20 protein-coding genes are annotated in these 18,394 nt (G+C 63.6%); 9 read left to right on the top strand and 11 right to left on the bottom strand.

Going from position 1 to position 18,394, the window contains the following annotated elements; genetic code table 11:
- The first annotated feature begins 51 nt into the window (after positions 1-51).
- Positions 52-261 carry a DUF3126 family protein gene (locus tag GTK01_RS02970; protein WP_252924338.1) on the top strand — a complete coding sequence of 70 codons (210 nt, stop codon included), beginning with the start codon at positions 52-54 and terminating at the stop codon, positions 259-261.
- On the opposite strand, the gene GTK01_RS02965 is transcribed toward GTK01_RS02970, so the two are convergent.
- Positions 262-993 (bottom strand): hypothetical protein, encoded by a 732-nt coding sequence (locus tag GTK01_RS02965; RefSeq protein ID WP_252924337.1) that lies wholly within the window; start codon positions 991-993, stop codon positions 262-264.
- A gap of 97 nt (positions 994-1,090) precedes the next feature.
- Between GTK01_RS02965 and GTK01_RS02960 the strand changes: the two genes are divergently transcribed.
- Positions 1,091-1,615 carry a gamma carbonic anhydrase family protein gene (locus GTK01_RS02960; RefSeq protein ID WP_252924336.1) on the top strand — a complete coding sequence of 175 codons (525 nt, stop codon included), beginning with the start codon at positions 1,091-1,093 and terminating at the stop codon, positions 1,613-1,615.
- 82 nt (positions 1,616-1,697) lie between these two features.
- Here GTK01_RS02960 and GTK01_RS02955 read toward each other — a convergent pair whose 3' ends face one another.
- The 3 genes from GTK01_RS02955 to GTK01_RS02945 form a co-directional block, all read right to left on the bottom strand.
- On the bottom strand, positions 1,698-2,309 hold the full coding sequence (locus GTK01_RS02955) for a transglutaminase-like cysteine peptidase (protein WP_252924335.1): 612 nt from the start codon (positions 2,307-2,309) through the stop codon (positions 1,698-1,700).
- Between the two features lie 221 nt (positions 2,310-2,530).
- The gene (locus GTK01_RS02950) at positions 2,531-3,142 is read right to left on the bottom strand and encodes a PilZ domain-containing protein (protein ID WP_252924334.1); all 612 of its coding nucleotides are present in this window, start codon (positions 3,140-3,142) and stop codon (positions 2,531-2,533) included.
- A gap of 149 nt (positions 3,143-3,291) precedes the next feature.
- Positions 3,292-3,906 (bottom strand): PAS domain-containing protein, encoded by a 615-nt coding sequence (locus tag GTK01_RS02945; protein ID WP_252924333.1) that lies wholly within the window; start codon positions 3,904-3,906, stop codon positions 3,292-3,294.
- A 350-nt stretch (positions 3,907-4,256) separates the two neighbouring features.
- On the opposite strand from GTK01_RS02945, the gene GTK01_RS02940 reads away from it, so the two are divergent.
- The 6 genes from GTK01_RS02940 (at position 4,257) to GTK01_RS02915 (ending at position 8,677) form a co-directional block, all read left to right on the top strand.
- Entirely contained in the window at positions 4,257-4,979 is a 723-nt protein-coding gene (locus tag GTK01_RS02940; RefSeq protein ID WP_252924332.1) for a rhomboid family intramembrane serine protease, read from the top strand.
- A 92-nt stretch (positions 4,980-5,071) separates the two neighbouring features.
- Complete coding sequence (locus GTK01_RS02935) at positions 5,072-5,503, top strand: CBS domain-containing protein (RefSeq protein WP_252924331.1); 432 nt, start codon at positions 5,072-5,074, stop codon at positions 5,501-5,503.
- A gap of 90 nt (positions 5,504-5,593) precedes the next feature.
- Positions 5,594-7,093: an Asp-tRNA(Asn)/Glu-tRNA(Gln) amidotransferase subunit GatB gene (gene gatB, locus GTK01_RS02930; RefSeq protein ID WP_252924330.1), complete on the top strand. Its 1,500-nt coding sequence runs from the start codon at positions 5,594-5,596 to the stop codon at positions 7,091-7,093.
- Positions 7,093-7,593, top strand: a complete 501-nt coding sequence (locus GTK01_RS02925) for a GNAT family N-acetyltransferase (RefSeq protein ID WP_252924329.1) — start codon at positions 7,093-7,095, stop codon at positions 7,591-7,593. Before gatB ends, GTK01_RS02925 begins: the two co-directional genes overlap by 1 nt.
- A gap of 75 nt (positions 7,594-7,668) precedes the next feature.
- Positions 7,669-8,067: an NADH:ubiquinone oxidoreductase subunit NDUFA12 gene (locus GTK01_RS02920; RefSeq protein ID WP_252924401.1), complete on the top strand. Its 399-nt coding sequence runs from the start codon at positions 7,669-7,671 to the stop codon at positions 8,065-8,067.
- 73 nt (positions 8,068-8,140) lie between these two features.
- Positions 8,141-8,677 (top strand): DUF2155 domain-containing protein, encoded by a 537-nt coding sequence (locus GTK01_RS02915; protein WP_252924328.1) that lies wholly within the window; start codon positions 8,141-8,143, stop codon positions 8,675-8,677.
- Here the strand turns inward: GTK01_RS02915 and aat are convergent.
- The 6 genes from aat to GTK01_RS02885 all read right to left on the bottom strand — a co-directional run bounded on the left by aat (position 8,674) and on the right by GTK01_RS02885 (position 13,938).
- Positions 8,674-9,288 (bottom strand): leucyl/phenylalanyl-tRNA--protein transferase, encoded by a 615-nt coding sequence (gene aat, locus GTK01_RS02910; protein WP_252924327.1) that lies wholly within the window; start codon positions 9,286-9,288, stop codon positions 8,674-8,676. The two genes, GTK01_RS02915 and aat, sit on opposite strands and share 4 nt — an antisense overlap.
- 13 nt (positions 9,289-9,301) lie before the next feature.
- Positions 9,302-10,645 carry an acetyl-CoA carboxylase biotin carboxylase subunit gene (accC, locus tag GTK01_RS02905; RefSeq protein ID WP_252924326.1) on the bottom strand — a complete coding sequence of 448 codons (1,344 nt, stop codon included), beginning with the start codon at positions 10,643-10,645 and terminating at the stop codon, positions 9,302-9,304.
- Positions 10,646-10,653: 8 nt separating this feature from the next.
- The gene (accB, locus tag GTK01_RS02900) at positions 10,654-11,127 is read right to left on the bottom strand and encodes an acetyl-CoA carboxylase biotin carboxyl carrier protein (protein WP_252924325.1); all 474 of its coding nucleotides are present in this window, start codon (positions 11,125-11,127) and stop codon (positions 10,654-10,656) included.
- 31 nt (positions 11,128-11,158) lie between these two features.
- Positions 11,159-11,593, bottom strand: a complete 435-nt coding sequence (gene aroQ, locus GTK01_RS02895; RefSeq protein ID WP_252924324.1) for a type II 3-dehydroquinate dehydratase — start codon at positions 11,591-11,593, stop codon at positions 11,159-11,161.
- 124 nt (positions 11,594-11,717) lie between these two features.
- Positions 11,718-12,509, bottom strand: coding sequence for a DsbA family protein (locus tag GTK01_RS02890; RefSeq protein WP_252924323.1), 792 nt, complete (start codon positions 12,507-12,509; stop codon positions 11,718-11,720).
- 22 nt (positions 12,510-12,531) lie between these two features.
- Positions 12,532-13,938, bottom strand: a complete 1,407-nt coding sequence (locus GTK01_RS02885; protein WP_252924322.1) for a M48 family metalloprotease — start codon at positions 13,936-13,938, stop codon at positions 12,532-12,534.
- 167 nt (positions 13,939-14,105) lie between these two features.
- Between GTK01_RS02885 and GTK01_RS02880 the strand changes: the two genes are divergently transcribed.
- On the top strand, positions 14,106-15,206 hold the full coding sequence (locus tag GTK01_RS02880) for a pyridoxal phosphate-dependent aminotransferase (protein WP_252924321.1): 1,101 nt from the start codon (positions 14,106-14,108) through the stop codon (positions 15,204-15,206).
- Positions 15,207-15,246: 40 nt separating this feature from the next.
- On the opposite strand, the gene GTK01_RS02875 is transcribed toward GTK01_RS02880, so the two are convergent.
- The gene (locus GTK01_RS02875) at positions 15,247-18,093 is read right to left on the bottom strand and encodes a ribonuclease E/G (RefSeq protein WP_252924320.1); all 2,847 of its coding nucleotides are present in this window, start codon (positions 18,091-18,093) and stop codon (positions 15,247-15,249) included.
- Positions 18,094-18,394: the final 301 nt, after the last annotated feature.

The raw sequence follows: 18,394 nt of genomic DNA, 5'->3' as shown, positions 1-18,394 counted from the left end.
GAGTGCATGCCAGAAGCCCCTCTCTTTCCAACCAGGACCGGAGTAATCCCATTGAAACCGGAAGAAATCCGAAAGCTCGACGCCTATTTCAAGCGGACGTTCCAGAACCCGCAGCTCGAGGTGAAGGCGCGCCCGCGCAAGGATGATTCCTGCGAGCTCTATGTCGGAGACGAGTTCCTGGGCATCATCTTCAAGGACGATGACGACGGCGAACTGTCCTACAATTTCTCGATGGCCATTCTGGACGTCGATCTCGCCTGATCAGCCGGCCGGCTGCAGAACCCTTGCGGCGAACTCGCGCATGCCGGCATCAAGCGCCTTCCAGTCGTCAAGTAGCGCCCGCGGAAAGCGATAGCGCAGCGACAGATTGGCGCCGACATCGATATCGCGCTCGCAAGGCGCCAGCGCGGTATCGGCTTCCGCTCCCGTCAGGCAACGTGCCACGAAGGGGGCTACGAACCGCGTCGGGTCGACGATCAGCATCTCGTCGCCATAGCCGGACGCCTTGATGAAGCGATGGGCAACGAGCCCGGCTTCCACCATTTCTCCCGGTTCTTCGATCAGCAGCCGATAGATCGGCGTCAGACGGTTCGACATGTCGCGCGGCATCGAGCGCGGCTCGAAGCTGGCGAAGATGATGCGATTGTCGGCACCGGCATGGTTGAAGAGCGCGCGCTCGTCCTGCGAATAGCCTTGGAGCCGTGGCCAGGACAGGTAGAGATCGAGCCGGTTGGCTTCGCCCGAACGGCGGTCCTTCGCGAAGCGGATCATGTTGGCGGGGACAGCGATCATCTCACTATCGATCACGACGCCCTGGATCGTCGTATCGTCGGTATGGCCAGCGAGCGCGATCGCACGGCCGAAGGTCTTGCCAGCATAGCTGATGCCGACCGAGACCAGCGCCAGCGCGATGAAGACATAGAAGATCTTCATCATGAAGCCGCTGCCGACTTCCTCGATCGTGGCATTGTCGAAACGTGTGAAGTCGGTCATCGCGCTCTGTTCGGGCCTGGTTGCCTGCCGGGTCGGCGGTTTCATCTTCGCGCGAACATGGTAAACGCGGCGTAAAGCAACAGCCTGGAGGAAGAGCATGCCGGTCTATGAACTCGATGGCATCGGGCCGCAATTCGCGGATCGGGACACGAACTGGATCGCGCCGGACGCGCATGTGATCGGGAAGGTCACGCTTGGCAGGGATGTGGGCGTTTGGTTCGGCGCCGTGCTGCGCGGCGACAACGAGCGCATCGAGGTCGGGAAGGGCTCCAATGTGCAGGAGCACACGATGATGCACACCGATCCGGGCTATCCGCTCACCGTTGGCAAGGGCTGCACCATCGGCCATCGGGCGATCCTGCATGGCTGCACGATCGGCGACAATACACTCGTGGGAATGGGCGCGATCATCCTCAACGGCGCGAAGATCGGGAAGAATTCACTGGTCGGCGCCGGCGCTCTGGTCACCGAGGGCAAGGAATTTCCCGACAACTCGCTGATCGTCGGTTCGCCCGCCAAGGCAATCCGGACGCTGTCCAACGAGGATGCGCTGCGCGCCTCGGCCGCGAGCTATGTCGCCAACGGCAAGCGATTCACAAAAGGCATGAAGCGCGCCGACTGAAAGTTGGAGCCGGTTCTCGGGGAAGAACCGGCTCCAGCCTGGCCGAACGGACGGGGAGTGGGGGCTCGACCGGGCTATTTGCTCAGTTGGCAGAAACGCTGCCGACCAGGATGTCGCGGTCGTCATTGATGCCGACCCACATTCCGGCGTGCTGCGACGACTGGCGCTTCAGGAAGCTGTATTCGGTCTCGTTCCAGCGCAGGACGCGCATTTCGAGATTGTCGAGGACAAAGTCGCCCATCGAGGTATGGACGACCAGGACGGCGTGGCCCTCGCCATTGGGCTGGCGCACGACGGTGACGAGAAGGTTCGAGGCCGGCACGCCCTGCGCGATCAGGCGCTTGCGCTTTTCCAGGACGTAATCCTCGCAGTCGCCATAGCCATTGACCGGGTAGGACCAGTACTCCTCGATGCCCCACAACTCCATGTCGGTGCGCGGGCGCACGGCGATGTTGACGACGTTGTTGACGTTGATGATCTCGGCCCACAATTCGCGCGTCAGTTCCGTCGGCGCGCTCGCATCTGCCGTCGGCTTGCACTCCGCGGGCATGCGCTGGCAAAAATCGTAATGACCGACCGGCTGCGTGGTCAGTCCGCCCACATGCATGAAGGGCTGCGCCGCGGCGGATGTCGCGAGCAGGGCAAAAAATCCTGCCGCCGCGATCGCGATCTTGTTATACTTCGAAGTCCCCATCTTCTCGTCTCCCCGTTTGGAGAGACAATGACAGATGCGGATTTATTACACACCAAAAGTCAAGTGTATATTCGAGTAAAATGCAATTGATATTCTAATCAATACTTATTCAAATTGTCGAATTTCACTTCATCCAATAGTAACCATGTGATCCGAACGGCTTTTGACGCAAAAAGGGCCGGCGCGAGGCCAGCCCTTATGATGGTTTCTGGAATTTTCGATCAGCGGTCGGAGAAGGCGGCGTCCAGCGTTTCCTCTTGCTGCAAGGCGGCGAACTCGATAGCGATGCCGTCCTGGAAATGGCGCACGACCTGGCCGCGCATGGCCCCGAGCGTAACCTGTACGCCGAGCGCCGGACGGACATTGATCTCAACGGCGGCACCGGAGAGCGAAAGATCGACGATGCGGCATTGATATTGCCGGCCGTCGCCAAGTTGCAGGACGGTGATCGGGTTGCGCGGCGCGATACGCTGGTGGCGCCGATCCTCAGGCAGGTCGAGCTCGTGCTTGTTGGCAAGCCAGGTGAGCTGGGCAGCGAGCTTCTCACGCTTGCGTTCCGATGCGATGACGGTCATGGCGAAGCCGTCTTCGGTCAGGCGCGTGACCACGCCCTCGATGCGGCCGATATGGTCGAGATAGGCGATCACCCGTTCGCCGGGCTCGCCGGGACGCTCGGCGCGCAAAGCGACGTCGCCGGGGGACATGTCGATGACCTGGCAGGGATACTCGGAGCGGTCCTCAAGCATGAAACGACCATAGATCTTCACACGCACGCGCTGGAAACCGCGACGTTCGCTTCTTGTCGGAGCGATCTGTACCGCCGCTGAACTCATCTTCGTCTCAGGCCCCGCCAATTCCGTCGGACGTGTCCAACTGACTGGTGGTCAAAATAGCGCCTTAGTCGTTAACATGGCGTAATCTGCAAAGGTCGAACACCAAGTTGACAGATGCACGGCCCCCAACCTTCGAACCGGCCGCGCCGTTAGCTGCGTCCGCCGTCCAGGACGACGAGGTGGCGCACGCGGCGAGTGCGTTCCCGGTCAGCAGGTTCGAGGTCTTCTGGCGCAAGGCTGGGCGCCTGCGCGCCGATATCGAGCGCCGGAGGGGCGTCGGTGTCGATCAGCCGCGCTTCATCGAGTTGCAGGTTCTCGATTGCGTGCGCGCCCATCCAGAAGGGGCGATCGACCGGCGTTGCAAGGCCGATGGCTCGGGGTTGGCCTGGACCGGCGTCGAGCGGCAGAAGAAGGACCTCGAAAGTCGCCCGGCGCCCCTGGCGGCTGGTTCCGCGCGCTTCGGCGAGCACCACGGCCTCCTGCAGCAAGGTCGCCCTGGCGAGCGCGCCAACGGCCTCCTGGTCTTCCTCGCGCCAGATCTGTGCGAAGGGAAGATGCCGCAACTCGCGTCCGAAGACAGCGCATATATTCGTGCCGGCGAGGCGGAAGCGCAGTTCGTTCGAGTCGTCGAATTCCAGAATGAAGGTGTCGGGCAGGCGCCCCTTGATCGCCGTCGGGTCGATCTGCGTGCGAAACGGGGAAGGGCGGCCGGCGCGTAGCATGTCCCAGTATCGGAACATCGCGATCGTGCCCTCCTTTTTCATCAGTGCCTGCTCCCAGTTTCTTGCCGATCCGTCCCGAAACGAGACGAATCGGATCGCCAGATGGTCATCACATGGCCAAGGATACAGGGGGCGTGCCAGCCCCGTTAGGAGTTCTTAACGCTTCTGAGGGCCGTTAAGGTTAATGAAAGATTGACGTTGCCAGCAGCTCAAGGCCGTGAGAGCTTTTGGCTACGGGAAGCAAATACCTCGGCGCAACTCAGGTCGCGCAGCGGGAGCAGGGGGCTCGATTGGCCGTTCGAAGCATCGCTTCGAGCGGCTTTCTTTTTGCGCACGCACTGGCGGCTGGCTGTTTGGCGCTCTATGTCGGGGCTGACGCGCGAGAGAGCACGATGGACCAGCTACGCCCCACTCATACCCATTCCGACGACGAGTGGCGCGAGACGCCGCCGCCGCGGCGCGAGCCGGTTTTCAACCTGCCTACGGTCGTCGTCGCGCTGCTCGCGATCTGCGTGGGCATTCATGCGGTTCGGATGCTGGTCCTTTCGGAACAGCAGGATATCGGCGTCATTGCGCGTTTTGCTTTCATTCCGATCCGCTATTCGGGGCAGTATGTTATCGACGCCTATGCTTATGCCGGACCTGTCACCTATGCTTTTCTCCACGGGGGCATCGCGCATCTGGCGGTCAACATGGTCTGGCTGGCAGCCTTCGGTTCGCCGCTGGCGCATCGCATCGGAGCGGTGCGCTTCATTGCCTTCTGGCTCTTCACCGCGCTAGCTGCAGTTGCCCTTCACTATGTCCTGCATTCGGGCGATCCCACGCCGGTTGTCGGCGCGTCCGGAGCGATTTCGGGCATGATGGGCGCGGCCGCCCGGTTTGCCTTCCAGATCGACCGCTTTGCGGGCAAGCCAGCCTTCACCGGGCCGATCCTTCCCGTCGGCGTGGTGCTGCGCCACCGCATTACCTTCATGTTCCTGCTGACCTGGTTCGTCATCAACCTGGCGATGGGGCTGGGATTCGCCTCGCCGGGCGTCGGACAGATCGCCTGGGAGGCGCATATCGGCGGCCTCCTGGCAGGATTTTTCGGCCTCGCTCTTTTCGACCGCCGCTGACGACACGACATTTCCCTTGATGGGGCGGCGCTTGAAAAGCACCCGAACCGGGCGCACCATGCCGGCGTGAATGTCATAGAGGAGGTCTGCGCATGACGGTGAAGACAATTCTTGACGCCAAGGGACGCGACGTGGTGACCGTCGAGCCGACGATGACGCTCGCCCAAGCGGCGCGGCTCCTGAGCGAAAGGCGGATCGGCGCTGTCGTGGTCACCAAAGAAGGTTCGAAGATCGCCGGCATTCTTTCCGAGCGCGACATCGTTCGCCAGATCGCCCTGCGCGGCGCGGCCGCTCTCGACGAGGCCATCTCCAGCGCCATGACCGCCAGGGTGAAGACCTGCCAGGAAGGCCACACGGTGAACCAGGTGATGGAGATCATGACTCGCGGGCGCTTTCGCCACCTGCCCGTCGAGCGCGAGGGGAGACTGGCAGGCATCGTGTCGATCGGCGACGTGGTCAAGCAGCGGATCGAGGACGTCGAGCGCGAAGCTGACGAGATTCGCCACTATATCGCGACGGCCTGACCGGCTCGTCCTCGCGAAAACCTTGCCTCGCGCGCGCGATTGGTCTAGCCAACCGGAACACTTCCGACCATCGCGAACGCCAGGCAGACGATGACGCTCATTGATACCCGCACGCCCGATCCCAAGCGCCTGATTTCCGGGGCTACCGGTGATTGGGAGATCATCATCGGCATGGAAATCCACGCACAGGTTTCGTCGCAGTCGAAGCTTTTTTCGGGTGCGTCGACGACGTTCGGTGCAGCCCCCAATTCGAATGTCAGCCTCGTCGACGCGGCCATGCCGGGCATGCTGCCGGTCATCAACGAGGAATGCGTCAAGCAGGCGGTTCGCACCGGGCTTGGCCTGAAGGCGCAGATCAATCACCGTTCGGTCTTCGACCGGAAGAACTACTTCTATCCGGACCTGCCGCAGGGCTACCAGATCTCGCAGTTCAAGCAGCCGATCGTCGGCGAGGGCGTGGTGCTCGTCTCCGTCGGTCCCGACAAGAAGGGCGAGTTCGAGGAGATCGAGGTCGGCATCGAGCGGCTTCACCTCGAACAGGATGCGGGCAAGTCGCTGCACGACCAGCATCCGACCATGTCCTACGTGGACCTGAACCGGTCAGGCGTGGCGTTGATGGAGATCGTCTCCAAGCCGGATATCCGCTCGGCCGATGAGGCCAAGGCGTACGTGACCAAGCTGCGCACCATCATGCGGTATCTGGGCACCTGCGACGGCAATATGGACGAGGGCTCGCTACGCGCCGACGTCAATGTCTCCGTACGTCGCCCGGGCGAACCTTTCGGTACGCGCTGCGAGATCAAGAACGTCAATTCTATCCGTTTCATCGGCCAGGCGATCGAGTCGGAGGCCCGGCGCCAGATCGCGATCCTCGAAGACGGCGGCTCGATTGACCAGGAAACGCGGCTTTTCGACCCGACCAAGGGCGAGACGCGCTCTATGCGCTCCAAGGAAGAGGCGCATGACTATCGCTACTTCCCCGATCCGGACCTTCTGCCGCTCGAGTTCGACCAGGCCTATGTCGACGCGCTCGCCGCACATCTGCCCGAACTGCCGGACGACAAGCGCGCGCGACTGATCGAAAGCATTGGCCTGTCCGTTTACGACGCGTCGATCCTCGTCTCGGACAAGGCGATTGCCGACTATTTCGAGAAGGTTGCCGAAGGACGCGATGGCAAGGCCGCCGCCAACTGGGTCATCAACGACCTTCTCGGCGCGCTGAACAAGGCCGGCAAGGACATCGACGAATCACCGGTCTCACCCGACCAGCTTGGCGCGATCATCGCGCTGATCAAGGAAGGGATGATTTCGGGCAAGATCGCCAAGGACCTCTTCGAGATCGTCTGGAACGAAGGCGGCGATCCGCGCGAGATCGTCGAGACGCGCGGCATGAAGCAGGTGACCGACACGGGGGCGATCGAAAAGGCGGTCGACGACGTCATCGCCGCCAATCCCGACAAGGTCGAGCAGGCGCGCGCCAAGCCGACCATGGCTGGCTGGTTCGTCGGCCAGGTGATGAAGGCGACCGGCGGCAAGGCCAATCCGCAGGCTGTCAACGACCTCGTCAAGGCGCGGCTGGGGATCGAATAGTGTTCGTGCGCACCGTCTCGAAGCGTGACCTCAAGGCGGTGCAGGCGCTTCTCGCCGAGACGTGGCACGCTACCTACGACGCCATCTATGGTGAGGAGCGCGTCAACGAGATCGTCGCCGAATGGCATTCGATGCCCGCGCTCGAGGAGCGGCTCGAAACGCCTTTGTCGGAATTCCTCCTGGCTGACGACGGGACGGCGATCGGTGGCGTTGCGTTTGCGACGGCCGTCGACGAGGGCAAGACCGTGATGCTGCACCAACTTTATGTGCGGCCGGACAGCCAGGGCCACGGCATTGGCGCGTTGCTGCTCGACGAGATCGAGGGCTGCTTTCCCGATGCGGACAAGGTTCGGCTCGAAGTCGAGGAGGCGAATGCGAAGGCCGTCGCATTCTATCTCGCGCAGGGTTTTGCCAAGGTTGGACAAACGACGAACTGCGGACGGCCCGACTCCGGGATCGCGGCCGATATCTATGAACGGCCGATCATGTGGGCTGACTGAGCCCTTGTCATCGACAGCCCGGAACGCCATAAGGCGGGAACGATTGGGCACCCAGTTGCGGATGTGCGAATGTCTATGAAATCTTTCTTCACGCAGTTCTTCACCTGGTGGAACGGCCAGACGCTCGGTACGCGCTTTCACACCTGGCGGCATGGCAAGCCGGTCGGCGAGGACGAGTTCGGAAACCTATACTACGAGGGCGGCGTCGACACCGAGGGACGCACGCGCCGCTGGGTGATCTACAAGGACTATGCGGAAGCCAGCATGATCCCGCCCGGCTGGCATGGCTGGATGCATCACCGCGTCGACACGCCGCCGAAGGACGAACACTACCGGCCGCACGAGTGGCAGAGGCCGCATCTGCCGAACCTGACGGGCACCAGATTTGCCTACCGGCCGAAAGGGTCGGTCGTCACGCAGGAGCAGCGCCCGCGCGTGACCGGCGACTACGACGCCTGGACGCCCGGCAACTGACGACGAGACCATAATCGCCACAATCGGCGGATAGGCTGGTCAGGACGCGATGCTAGGGAACGGGGCTGCAGGCATGAATTCTAGACTGGCGGGCGCATTTGCGGGACTTGTCTTCGCAACCGGACTTGCCGTGCCCGGCAGTTCGTTCGCGCAGGATCTGCAGTTCGACCTGCCGCAGGACGACGAATTCATCTACGAAGAGGCGCCTAACGAGGGTGGCTCGTTCGAGGACCTGCCGATGGAGGAGGCGCCGACCGAGGTGCCGATCCAGCGCGTGAAGAACCCGGTCGCCGAATTCTCCGGCATCGACAAGATCACCGGCCGCATCATCTCCTTCGACGTTTATGTGGACGAGACGGTACAGTTTGGCGCACTGCAGGTGACGCCGCGCGTGTGCTATTCGTCCGCAGAGGGTCAGGAGCCGCGAACGGACGGCTTCGTCGAGGTTGACGAGATCACGCTCGACCGCAAGATCAGGCGCATTTTCTCCGGCTGGATGTTTGCCGAAAGCCCCGGTCTCAACGCCGTCGAGCACGCCGTCTACGACGTGTGGCTGAAAGCCTGCAAACAAGAGTCAGAGGTGCCGGCGCCTGAGTCCGCTGCCGGCTAGAATTCCGCGGGTTCTCCGTCGAGCGCCCTTTCCAGCATCGTTTCGTATTTGCGCCGTGGCACGTCGATTGCACCGAAACGCTTCAGGTGCTCAGTCGTGAACTGCGTATCCAGAAGATCGAAGCCCTTGTCGCGCAGGCGTTCCACGAGGGCCACGAGGCAGACCTTCGAGGCGTCCCGCGCAAGGCTGAACATGCTCTCGCCAAAAAAGACGCGTCCGAGCGTCACCCCGTAAAGCCCGCCGACGAGTTCGCCGTCCTTCCAGGCTTCAACGGTATGGCAGTGGCCGATGGCGAAAAGCCGCGCATAGGCTGCACGTATCGGCAGGTTGATCCACGTATTCGGCCGCCCGGGCCGCGCCGCGCCGCAGCCAGCTATGACGCCTTCGAAATCCGTGTCGTAGCGGATCTCGAAGTGCGATCGGCGGACGGTCTTTGCGAGGCTGCGCGGAACGTGGAAATCGTCGAGCGGCAGGATGCCGCGCATTTCCGGCCGCACCCAGAAAATCTCCGGATCGCCTGCATTCTCCGCCATCGGGAATACTCCTGCCGCGTAGGCACGCAGCAGGAGATCGGTCGGGATCGTGAAACCGGGAGCGAAGGGCCGGCTCATTTCACCACGGCTCTCAGGGGTTCCCGGCCAGGTACTTTTCCAGCCAGTGGATGTCGTAATCGCCATTGGCGATGTCCGGATTGCCGACGAGGTCGCGGAAGAGCGGGAGTGTGGTGTTGATGCCGTCGACGACGAATTCGTCGAGCGCGCGGCGAAGGCGCATCATGCACTCCACGCGGTTGCGGCCGTGGACGATCAGCTTGCCGATCAGGCTGTCATAGTAGGGCGGGATCTTGTAGCCCGAATAGACCGCCGAATCGACGCGCACGCCGAGCCCGCCTGGCGTGTGGAACGTCGTCACCGTGCCGGGCGAGGGCACGAAGGTGCGCGCGTCCTCGGCATTGATGCGGCACTCGATGGCGTGGCCGTTGAAGCGGATGTCGTCCTGCGTGACCGACAGGCCGCTGCCCGACGCGACGCGGATCTGTTCGTGCACGAGATCGATGCCGGTGATCGCCTCCGTCACCGGATGCTCGACCTGCAGACGGGTGTTCATCTCGATGAAGTAGAACTCGCCGTTTTCGTACAGGAACTCGATCGTGCCGGCGCCCGAATAGCCCAGATCGCCGATCGCCTTCGAGACGGTTTCGCCGATCTTGGAGCGTTCGGCGGCGTTGAGGGCCGGCGACGTCGCTTCCTCCCAGACCTTCTGGTGGCGGCGCTGCAGCGAGCAGTCGCGCTCGCCCAGATGCACGGCATTGCCGCGTCCGTCTCCGAGCACCTGCACCTCGATGTGGCGCGGCTTTTCGAGATACTTTTCGATATAGACGGCGTCGTCGCCAAACGCCGCTGCGGCTTCCGAGCGTGCGGTCTGGAGGGCGACCGACAGTTCGTCCTCCGAGCGGGCCACCTTCATGCCGCGTCCGCCGCCGCCTGCCGAAGCCTTGATGATGACGGGATAGCCGATGTCGGCGGCAATGCGCTTGGCTTCGCCTTCGTCCGTCACGCCGCCTTCAGAGCCGGGAACGACCGGAATGCCGAGGCGCTTGGCTGTGCGCTTGGCCTCGATCTTGTCGCCCATCACGCGGATGTGGTCGCCCGAGGGGCCGATGAAGGTGATGTTGTGGGCGGCGAGGATATCGGCGAACTTGGCGTTCTCCGACAGGAAGCCGTAGCCGGGATGGATCGCGTCGGCGCCGGTGATCTCGCAGGCCGCGACGATCTGGTGGATATTGAGGTAGCTGTCGCGCGAGGGCGGCGGGCCGATGCACACGCTCTCGTCGGCAAGACGCACATGCATGGCATTGGCGTCGGCCGTCGAGTGGACGGCGACGGTCTGGATGCCCAGCTCCTTCGCCGCGCGCAGGATGCGAAGCGCGATTTCGCCGCGATTGGCGATGAGGATCTTCTGAAACATGGTCGCTCCTATTCGATAACGACCAGTGGCTCTCCGAACTCGACCGGCTGCGCGTCCTCGCAAAGGATCGCAGTGACCTTGCCGGAACGCGGCGCCGGAATCTGGTTCATCGTCTTCATCGCCTCGATGATGAGGAGCGTCTGGCCTTCCTTGATCGACTGTCCGACCTCGATGAAGGGACGTGCGCCGGGAGAGGGAGACAAATAGGCGGTGCCGACCATCGGTGAGGGAACGGCGTTCCTGGTGGGATCGGCGGCGCCGGTCGCAGCCGGCCGCTCCTCGGTGGCGGCGGGCGCGGGGTGATTGGCCGGCGCGGGCGCATAGGCCGGGGCATAGGCCTGGATCGGCGCTGCCGCCTGGCGCGAGACGCGGATGCGCAGATCGTCCTGCTCGACCTCGATCTCCGACAGGTTGGTGTCGTTCAGGATGCCCGCCAGTTCGCGGATCAGTTGCTGGTCTACGCCGGCTTTCTTCGTCGACATTGATTTCGCCCTTTTTCTTGGTTTTCTCCGGTCAAAGCCGGGCGGCAAGTGCCTGTAGCGCCAAGGTGTAGCCGATCGGGCCAAAGCCGCAGATCATGCCGGTCGCGACTGGCGCCACCATGGTCTTGTGACGGAATTCCTCACGCGCGTGGATGTTGGACAGGTGCACCTCGACGATCGGCATCGACAACAGCCGCAGGGCGTCGTGCATGGCGATCGAGGTGTGGCCGTATCCGGCGGGATTGATGACGAGGCCTGCGGCAAGGTCCGGTGCTTGCTGAATCCAGGTCACCAACTCGCCTTCGAGGTTGGACTGGCGGAAATCGATCTCGTATCCCAGCCTCTGCGCCTCGGTGCGACAATCGCTCTCGATGTCGGCGAGCGTCTTCGACCCGTAGATGCCGGGCTCGCGCTTGCCGAGCATGTTGAGATTGGGGCCGTTGAGGATCAGGATGTTCTTGGGCATTCAGACGTTTCCACGCGGCGCGCTTTTCGCGCGACGCACCCTCTATAGTCGGCTTGTTCCGCGACGCAAAGGCTGCGGACACAATCGACACCTTCAACAGGCGACAAACATGTCGAAAACTTGATTAGGAGGGATTTTCGGCCCGGACCTCTTCGATTTTCTGCGCCAGAACCTCCTGGCCCATGGCGCCGAACACGACTTCGCCGCCAACGACATAGGACGGCGTACCGGTGATCGAGAGCTGATCGGCCAGCGCATAGGTTTCCTGGAAGGCAGCGATGATGTCGGGGTTCTGCATTTCCTGCCGAAGCGCGGCTTCGTCAGCACCGTGCGAAACAGCGGCAAGGATCGCCTCGTCTTCCGTGACGCGCGCCTCGCTGGCGAGGAGGTCGCGGTGAAAGGCGGCGTAATTCTCCGGCAGGAGATTGCGGAACGCCATGGAGACGACATGCGCGCGCTGCGAATCCGGCCCGAGGATCGGGAACTCCTTCAGGACGAAACGGAGGTTCGTATCCTGCTCGACCAGCGCCTCCATGTCGGACAGCGCGCGCTTGCAGTAGCCGCAATTGTAATCGAAGAACTCGACGATCGTGACGTCGCCATCCGGATTGCCGATGATGCCGTCATAACTTGCGTTGAAGATCTGGCTTTCGGCCGAGCGGATGATCTCGGTCTGCGCGACGCGCTGCGTCTCCGCCTGGCGGGCTTCAAGCGCCTGCTGGACCTCGATCATGATTTCTGGATTGGTGACGAGATAGTCGCGCACGATCGCTTCGACCGCGGCGCGGTCGGGGGCGGACGAAGCCGCCGGCGCGACCGCGTCCGGAGCTTGCGACGAGCCGGCGACATAGCCGGCCGCGCCCATGCCAAGCGCAACAACGGCGCCGAATACGGCGGCGGGGATCAAAGCGTTCATTTCGGTTCCTTCCTTCGGCCGGTCAGTTTGCCGGCCTCTGATTGATAATGTCCTGCGCGCGCACATGGCTTGGCGAGCCCGGCGTCAGGCGCGATTGGGCGCGGGCGGCAAACTGGCGCGCCTCGCGGAAATTGCCGCTGTAATAGTGACCTTCGGCGGTCGCAAGTTCGGCCTCGGCGATTTCCCCCATCTGACCGTAGGCCTGGGCAAGGTAGCGATAGGCGGTGACGTACTCCGGCGCGCGCGCAAGGCCCTGCGTGAGGGCGTCGACCGCTCGCCCCGCCGTGTCCGGCCCGCCGGCGGCGAGCAGAGCCTGGCCGAGGCCGAACTGCATGAAGCCCGAATTCGAGGTATCGAGCCGTGCTGCCCGCTCAAACGCCGTTACCGCATCCTGCGGGCGGTTGGCGCGGATCAGCACTTCGCCTCGAAGTTCGTGGAAGTAAGGATTGTTGGGCTCGGCCGCGATCAGTGCGTCGACCTTCTGCAATGCGGCCGAAGGCGACCCATGCAGGTAGGTGACGATGGCGTCGCCATAGCGCGCGGGCATGCTCTGCGTGTCGCGGAAAAGGCGCGAGGTGGCCGACTGGCCTTGCGTGTGCGCAGCGATCTTGGCGCGCATCATGTCATGGCGCCGTTGCAGGGCAGGCGGGTCTTGCCGATCACGGTAAGGGCTCGCTTCGGCAAGCTCCTGAACATTCTGGATGCGCTCGCGCGGCAGCGGATGGCTGATCTGGTAGGGATCGATCTGGCGCCCCATCAAGGCGAGGCCGCTTGCCATGCGCTCGAAGGTGCGCACCATGCCGCGAGCCGATTGTCCCGTCCTTTCAAGATAGGTGATGGCGGATCGGTCGGCCGTGATTTCCTCTGTTCGCTGATAGTTGAGAAGGCCGCGCCGCGCGACTTCGCCGCCGCCCATGGCAAGGCCGGCGCCGGCCTGCGCGAGCCCGCCTGTGCCGCTCGCAGCACCGCCGACGGCAGCGCCGATGCCGATCAAACCGGCGACGATCGCCATCGTCTGCGCCGCCTCGAGCTGCTGGCGCAGGCGCTGCTGATGACCGCCGGCAATATGGCCGGCTTCGTGTGCGATGACGCCGATGATCTCGTTCGGCGTTTCGGACTGGAGCAGGGCGCCGGTGTTGATGAACATGCGCCGCCCGGCCACGAAGGCGTTGAATGCAGGGTCGTTGACCAGGATGATCTCAATGCCCGAGCGCGACAGGCCGGCAGCTTCCAGGATCGGCTTGGCATAATCGCGCACCAGTGCCTCGATCTCCGCATCACGCACGACGGGAACATTGCGCTGCGCATGGGCACCTGAAACGGGTGCAAAGGCGACCTGCACGGCGAGAAGGCCCGTGGCGAGAAACCTGCAGGCGCGTCTGGCGGACCAAAGCATGGCGATTCCCTGGAGTTTGATCGTCGGGTTCATGACTAATCGAGCCGGCGGGCGATGGAAAGCACCACGATCGCGTCTCCTGGACTTGTGATCCCCATATCATTCGGGCATTTCTGCGGCCCCTTTACCGACCGCCGGAGTTGCCTGCCTTGTCGCCGATCCTCGTTTCCCGCCGTTCCGAAGTAGAGCCGTTCCATGCAATGGACGTACTGGCACGCGCCAATGCGCTGCGCGCGGCGGGCCGCAGCGTGGTTTCGCTCGCGGTCGGCCAGCCTTCCGATCCGGCACCGCAGATCGTGCGCCAGGCGGCGTCGAATGCGCTCGTCGACGGCGCACTCGGCTACACGGATGCTCTGGGCCGCCCCGAACTGCGCCGTGCGATCTCGGACCACTACCGCGACCACTACGGGCTCGACGTGCCGACCGAGCGGGTCGTCGTGACGACGGGTTCATCGGCAGGCTTCAACCTCGCCTTCCTTGCCATGTCCGATCCGGGCGACAAGGTTGCCATCACGGTGCCGGGATATCCGGCCTATCGCAACATCATGAAGGCGTTGGGGATCGAGGTCGTCGAAATCGACCTCGAAGGTGCCGCCTTCCTGACAGGGGCGACGCTCGAACGCGTTCACGCCAAGGAAGGCCTCAAAGGCCTGCTGTTCGCCAGCCCGGCCAATCCGACCGGCGCGGTGATCCCCGCCGACGAGCTCAAGACGCTGGTGGCCACCGCGAAGGAAATGGGGATTCGTACCATCTCGGACGAAATCTACCACCGGCTCTGCTACACGGCGGACGACGTCACAGCGCTTGCCTTCGATGATGACGTGACCGTCATCAACTCGTTCTCGAAATATTACTGCATGACCGGCTGGCGGATCGGCTGGATGGTCGCTCCGCAGCGGCTCGTGCGCGCCATCGAACGCATCCAGCAGAGTCTGTACATCTCCGCGCCGGACCTTTCGCAGATCGCGGCGACTCGCGCGTTCGAAGCGTCGCTCGAACTGGAAGCCGTTCGCGAGCGCTATCTCGTCAATCGCGCCATGCTTGCAGATGCCCTGCCACGCCTCGGCTTCAGTTTCGCCGCGCCGATGGACGGCGCGTTCTACGCCTATTGCGATGTGACGCGTCACTCCAATGACAGCATGTCGTTTGCGGCCAAGATGCTCGATGAGGCGGGCGTTGCCGCAACCCCCGGGCGCGACTTCGATCCGTTCGAGGGCGATCGCTACATGCGGTTTTCCTATGCCGGGAGCAATGACGACATCGCTGAGGCGATACGCCGCCTTACCGGCTGGCTTGGATAAGAAAAAAGCCGGCGCTTGCGCCGGCTTTTTTCACTCAATCCTAGAAGAACCCTTTTCGCTGCCACCAGCCCTGCCGACGGGGTTTTTCTTCCGTCGCTTCCAGGCCTTCCGGCGTCAACGAACGGACGACCGGCTCTGCGGGCGCCTGCTCCTCGACGGGTTCAGCCTCGGGCGCTGCGACGGGCTCGCCCGCTTCCGTCGCCATCTCGACCGGTGCGGCCTCAGCATCAGCTTCAGGCGTCGGTGCGGCTTCCTCGGCAGCCTTCTTGCGGCGCGGCGCGCGCTTCTTCGGCGCTGGCTTTTCGTCGCTGTCGATGGAGATTGCCACAGCCTCGGCCGAGGCGACTTCCGACACGGCCTCTTCACCTGAAGCCTTTGCGCGGCTCTTGCGCGGGGCGCGGGCCTTCTTCGGCTTCGGCGCGTCTTCGGCCGGAGCTTCGCCGGCGGTCTCGGCGGCCGTCTCCGCGGTTACCGGAGCGACAGGTTCGGTGGATTCGACGGCAGTCATCGCTTCGCCGTCGACGTCTTCCGACGCATCGGCTTCGCCAGCTTCGACCTGCGCCTCGTCGGCCGTCACCTCGCCATCCTCGCGGCGATTGCGGCGTCCACCGCGCTTGCCGCGACGGCGCTTCTTGCGGTTGGCGTCGCTGTCCTCGTCCTGGCCCGATTCGCCGGCGGCGGCGGTGGCATCCGCGGCTTCCTCGTCGCCGAGGTCGGCGGCTGCCGTCTCGACATGACCGGTTTCGCCGTTCTGCTGATCGCGGTCGCGTCCGCGCCGGCGGCGCCGACGGCGCTTCTTGCGGTCGCGGTTGCCGTCGTCGGAAGTGGAATGCGCGGTTTCCCGCTCGACCTGCTGCGGCTTCGCCGCAACTTCGCCGGGCTCGTCCTCCTCGTCCTCGTCGAGAAGCGCTGCCGCGGCGGCCGCGGCCGCTTCGTCCTTTGCGGCCTCGGCTGCGTCATCGACGGTCGGGGCTGCTGCGGGCAGGGTAGGCGCCTTGTAGCCTTCCGGACGTTCGATCTGCGCGCCGCGCGTAATCACATAGTGCTGCGCGCCGACTTCCTCGTCCGCTTCGATCGTGATGGTCAGGTCGAAGCGGTGTTCCAGATCCGCGAGGGTGGCCCGCTTGTGATTGAGCACGTAGAGGGCGGTCGAAGCGGGCGTGCGTACGGTGATGTGGCAGCGCGAATCCTTGAGGAGATACTCCTCGATCGCGCGGACGACGAGCAGGGCGACCGACGATTCGGAGCGCACATGACCAGTTCCGCCGCAATGCGGGCAGGGCTGCATGGTGGAGTCGAGCACCGACGCGCGGATGCGCTGGCGCGACATTTCCAGAAGGCCGAAATGCGAGATGCGGCCGACCTGGATGCGGGCGCGATCGTTTTTCAGGCATTCCTTGAGCTTCTTTTCGACCGCCCGGTTATTCCGGTTCTCTTCCATGTCGATGAAGTCGATGACGATCAGGCCCGCGAGATCGCGCAGTCGCAACTGCCGCGCGACTTCCTCTGCCGCTTCAAGATTGGTCTGAAGCGCGGTGTCCTCGATCGAATGCTCGCGCGTCGAGCGGCCCGAATTGACGTCGATCGCGACCAGCGCTTCTGTCTGGTTGATGATGACGTAGCCGCCGGACTTCAACGTCACTTGCGGCTGGACCATCTTGTCGAGCTGCGCCTCGATGCCGTTGCGGGCGAAGATCGGCACGGAATCGCGATAGGGCTGAACCATCTTGGCATGGCTGGGCATCAGCATGCGCATGAAGTCCTTGGCCTCGCGGTAGCCTTCCTCGCCGGCGACCATGATCTGGTCGATGTCCTTGTTGTAGAGGTCGCGGATCGAGCGCTTGATCAGCGAGCCTTCCTCGTAGACGAGGGCAGGCGCCGTCGACTGGAGCGTCAGATTGCGCACGTTCTCCCACATGCGCATCAGATATTCGTAGTCGCGCTTGATCTCCGCCTTGGTGCGGCTCTCGCCCGCCGTGCGCAAGATGACGCCCATGCCGTCCGGCACGTTCAGATCTTCGACGACGGATTTCAGCCGCTTGCGATCGGCTGCGTTGGTGATCTTGCGCGAAATGCCACCGCCGCGCGCCGTGTTCGGCATCAGCACGGAATAACGGCCAGCGAGCGACAGATAGGTGGTGAGCGCCGCGCCCTTGTTGCCGCGCTCTTCCTTGACGACCTGCACGAGCAGGATCTGCCGGCGCTTGATCACTTCCTGGATCTTGTAATGCTTGCGGACGGGACGGCGGCGCGCTGCAGCCTCCTCGATCGCATCCTCGGCGCCGACCGATTCGATGTGCTCATCGTTGCCATTGCCGTCGTCGCCATTGTGGGCAGGGCGGCGATCGTCGTCATCGCCTTCCGCGAAAGGCGCGTCTTCCGAAACAACGTCGGCGGCAATGCTCTCGGCCATCGCCTGGCCGGCATCTTCGTCGCCCGAGGTCGCTTCCTCGGTCGCGCTCTCCTCGTCGCCATCGCCGGCCCCGGCGTCGCCGGAGGTCTTTTGGCTAGCGCGGTCGCGGCTCTTGCCCGAGCGACGACGGCGGCGATTGCGACCGTTGCCCTCCTCGTCATCTTCGTCGTCGTCGGAACGGGCGGCTGCTTCCGCCTCGGCGCGCAGCAGCGCCTGCCGGTCGGCGACAGGAATCTGATAGTAGTCGGGGTGGATTTCGGAGAAGGCGAGGAAGCCGTGGCGGTTCCCGCCATACTCCACGAACGCGGCCTGAAGCGAAGGCTCTACCCGCGTCACACGCGCAAGATAGATATTGCCTTTGAGCTGCTTCTTGTCCTGGGATTCGAAATCGAACTCTTCAATGCGGTTGCCGCGAACGACGACGACCCGCGTCTCCTCCTGGTGGGAGGCATCGATAAGCATTTTGTTGGGCATGTTGCAAAGTCTCCCCGGCACGCACCGCCCGGGGGGAGGTCGTGGTAGCGCCGCGCCGCGGAGGCGGGAATGGCATGCCGGATAAAAGGGGGAGCCGGGGCCGATGGCGAGACGCAAGAGGCAGGCCGCCCGCTGCCGTCGAGGCGCGGTCAAATGCGGTCAAGAGCCTGATTGTGTCAGAAGCCATGCTACAGCCTGCGGATCCTTTCTGAACCAAGGCCCGGCGGTCGCCGGACCAGCTGCGATTTGCTCGGTTTACGAGCCGGCACGGGATCATCCCTGCCGCTTTCCAAACGGCACG

The sequence above is a fragment of the Aliihoeflea sp. 40Bstr573 genome, from assembly GCF_024105655.1.
Taxonomy (GTDB): Bacteria; Pseudomonadota; Alphaproteobacteria; order Rhizobiales; family Rhizobiaceae; genus Aliihoeflea.
Note: the sequence above shows the minus strand (reverse complement) of the source record. Positions and strands in the feature narration are given on the sequence as shown.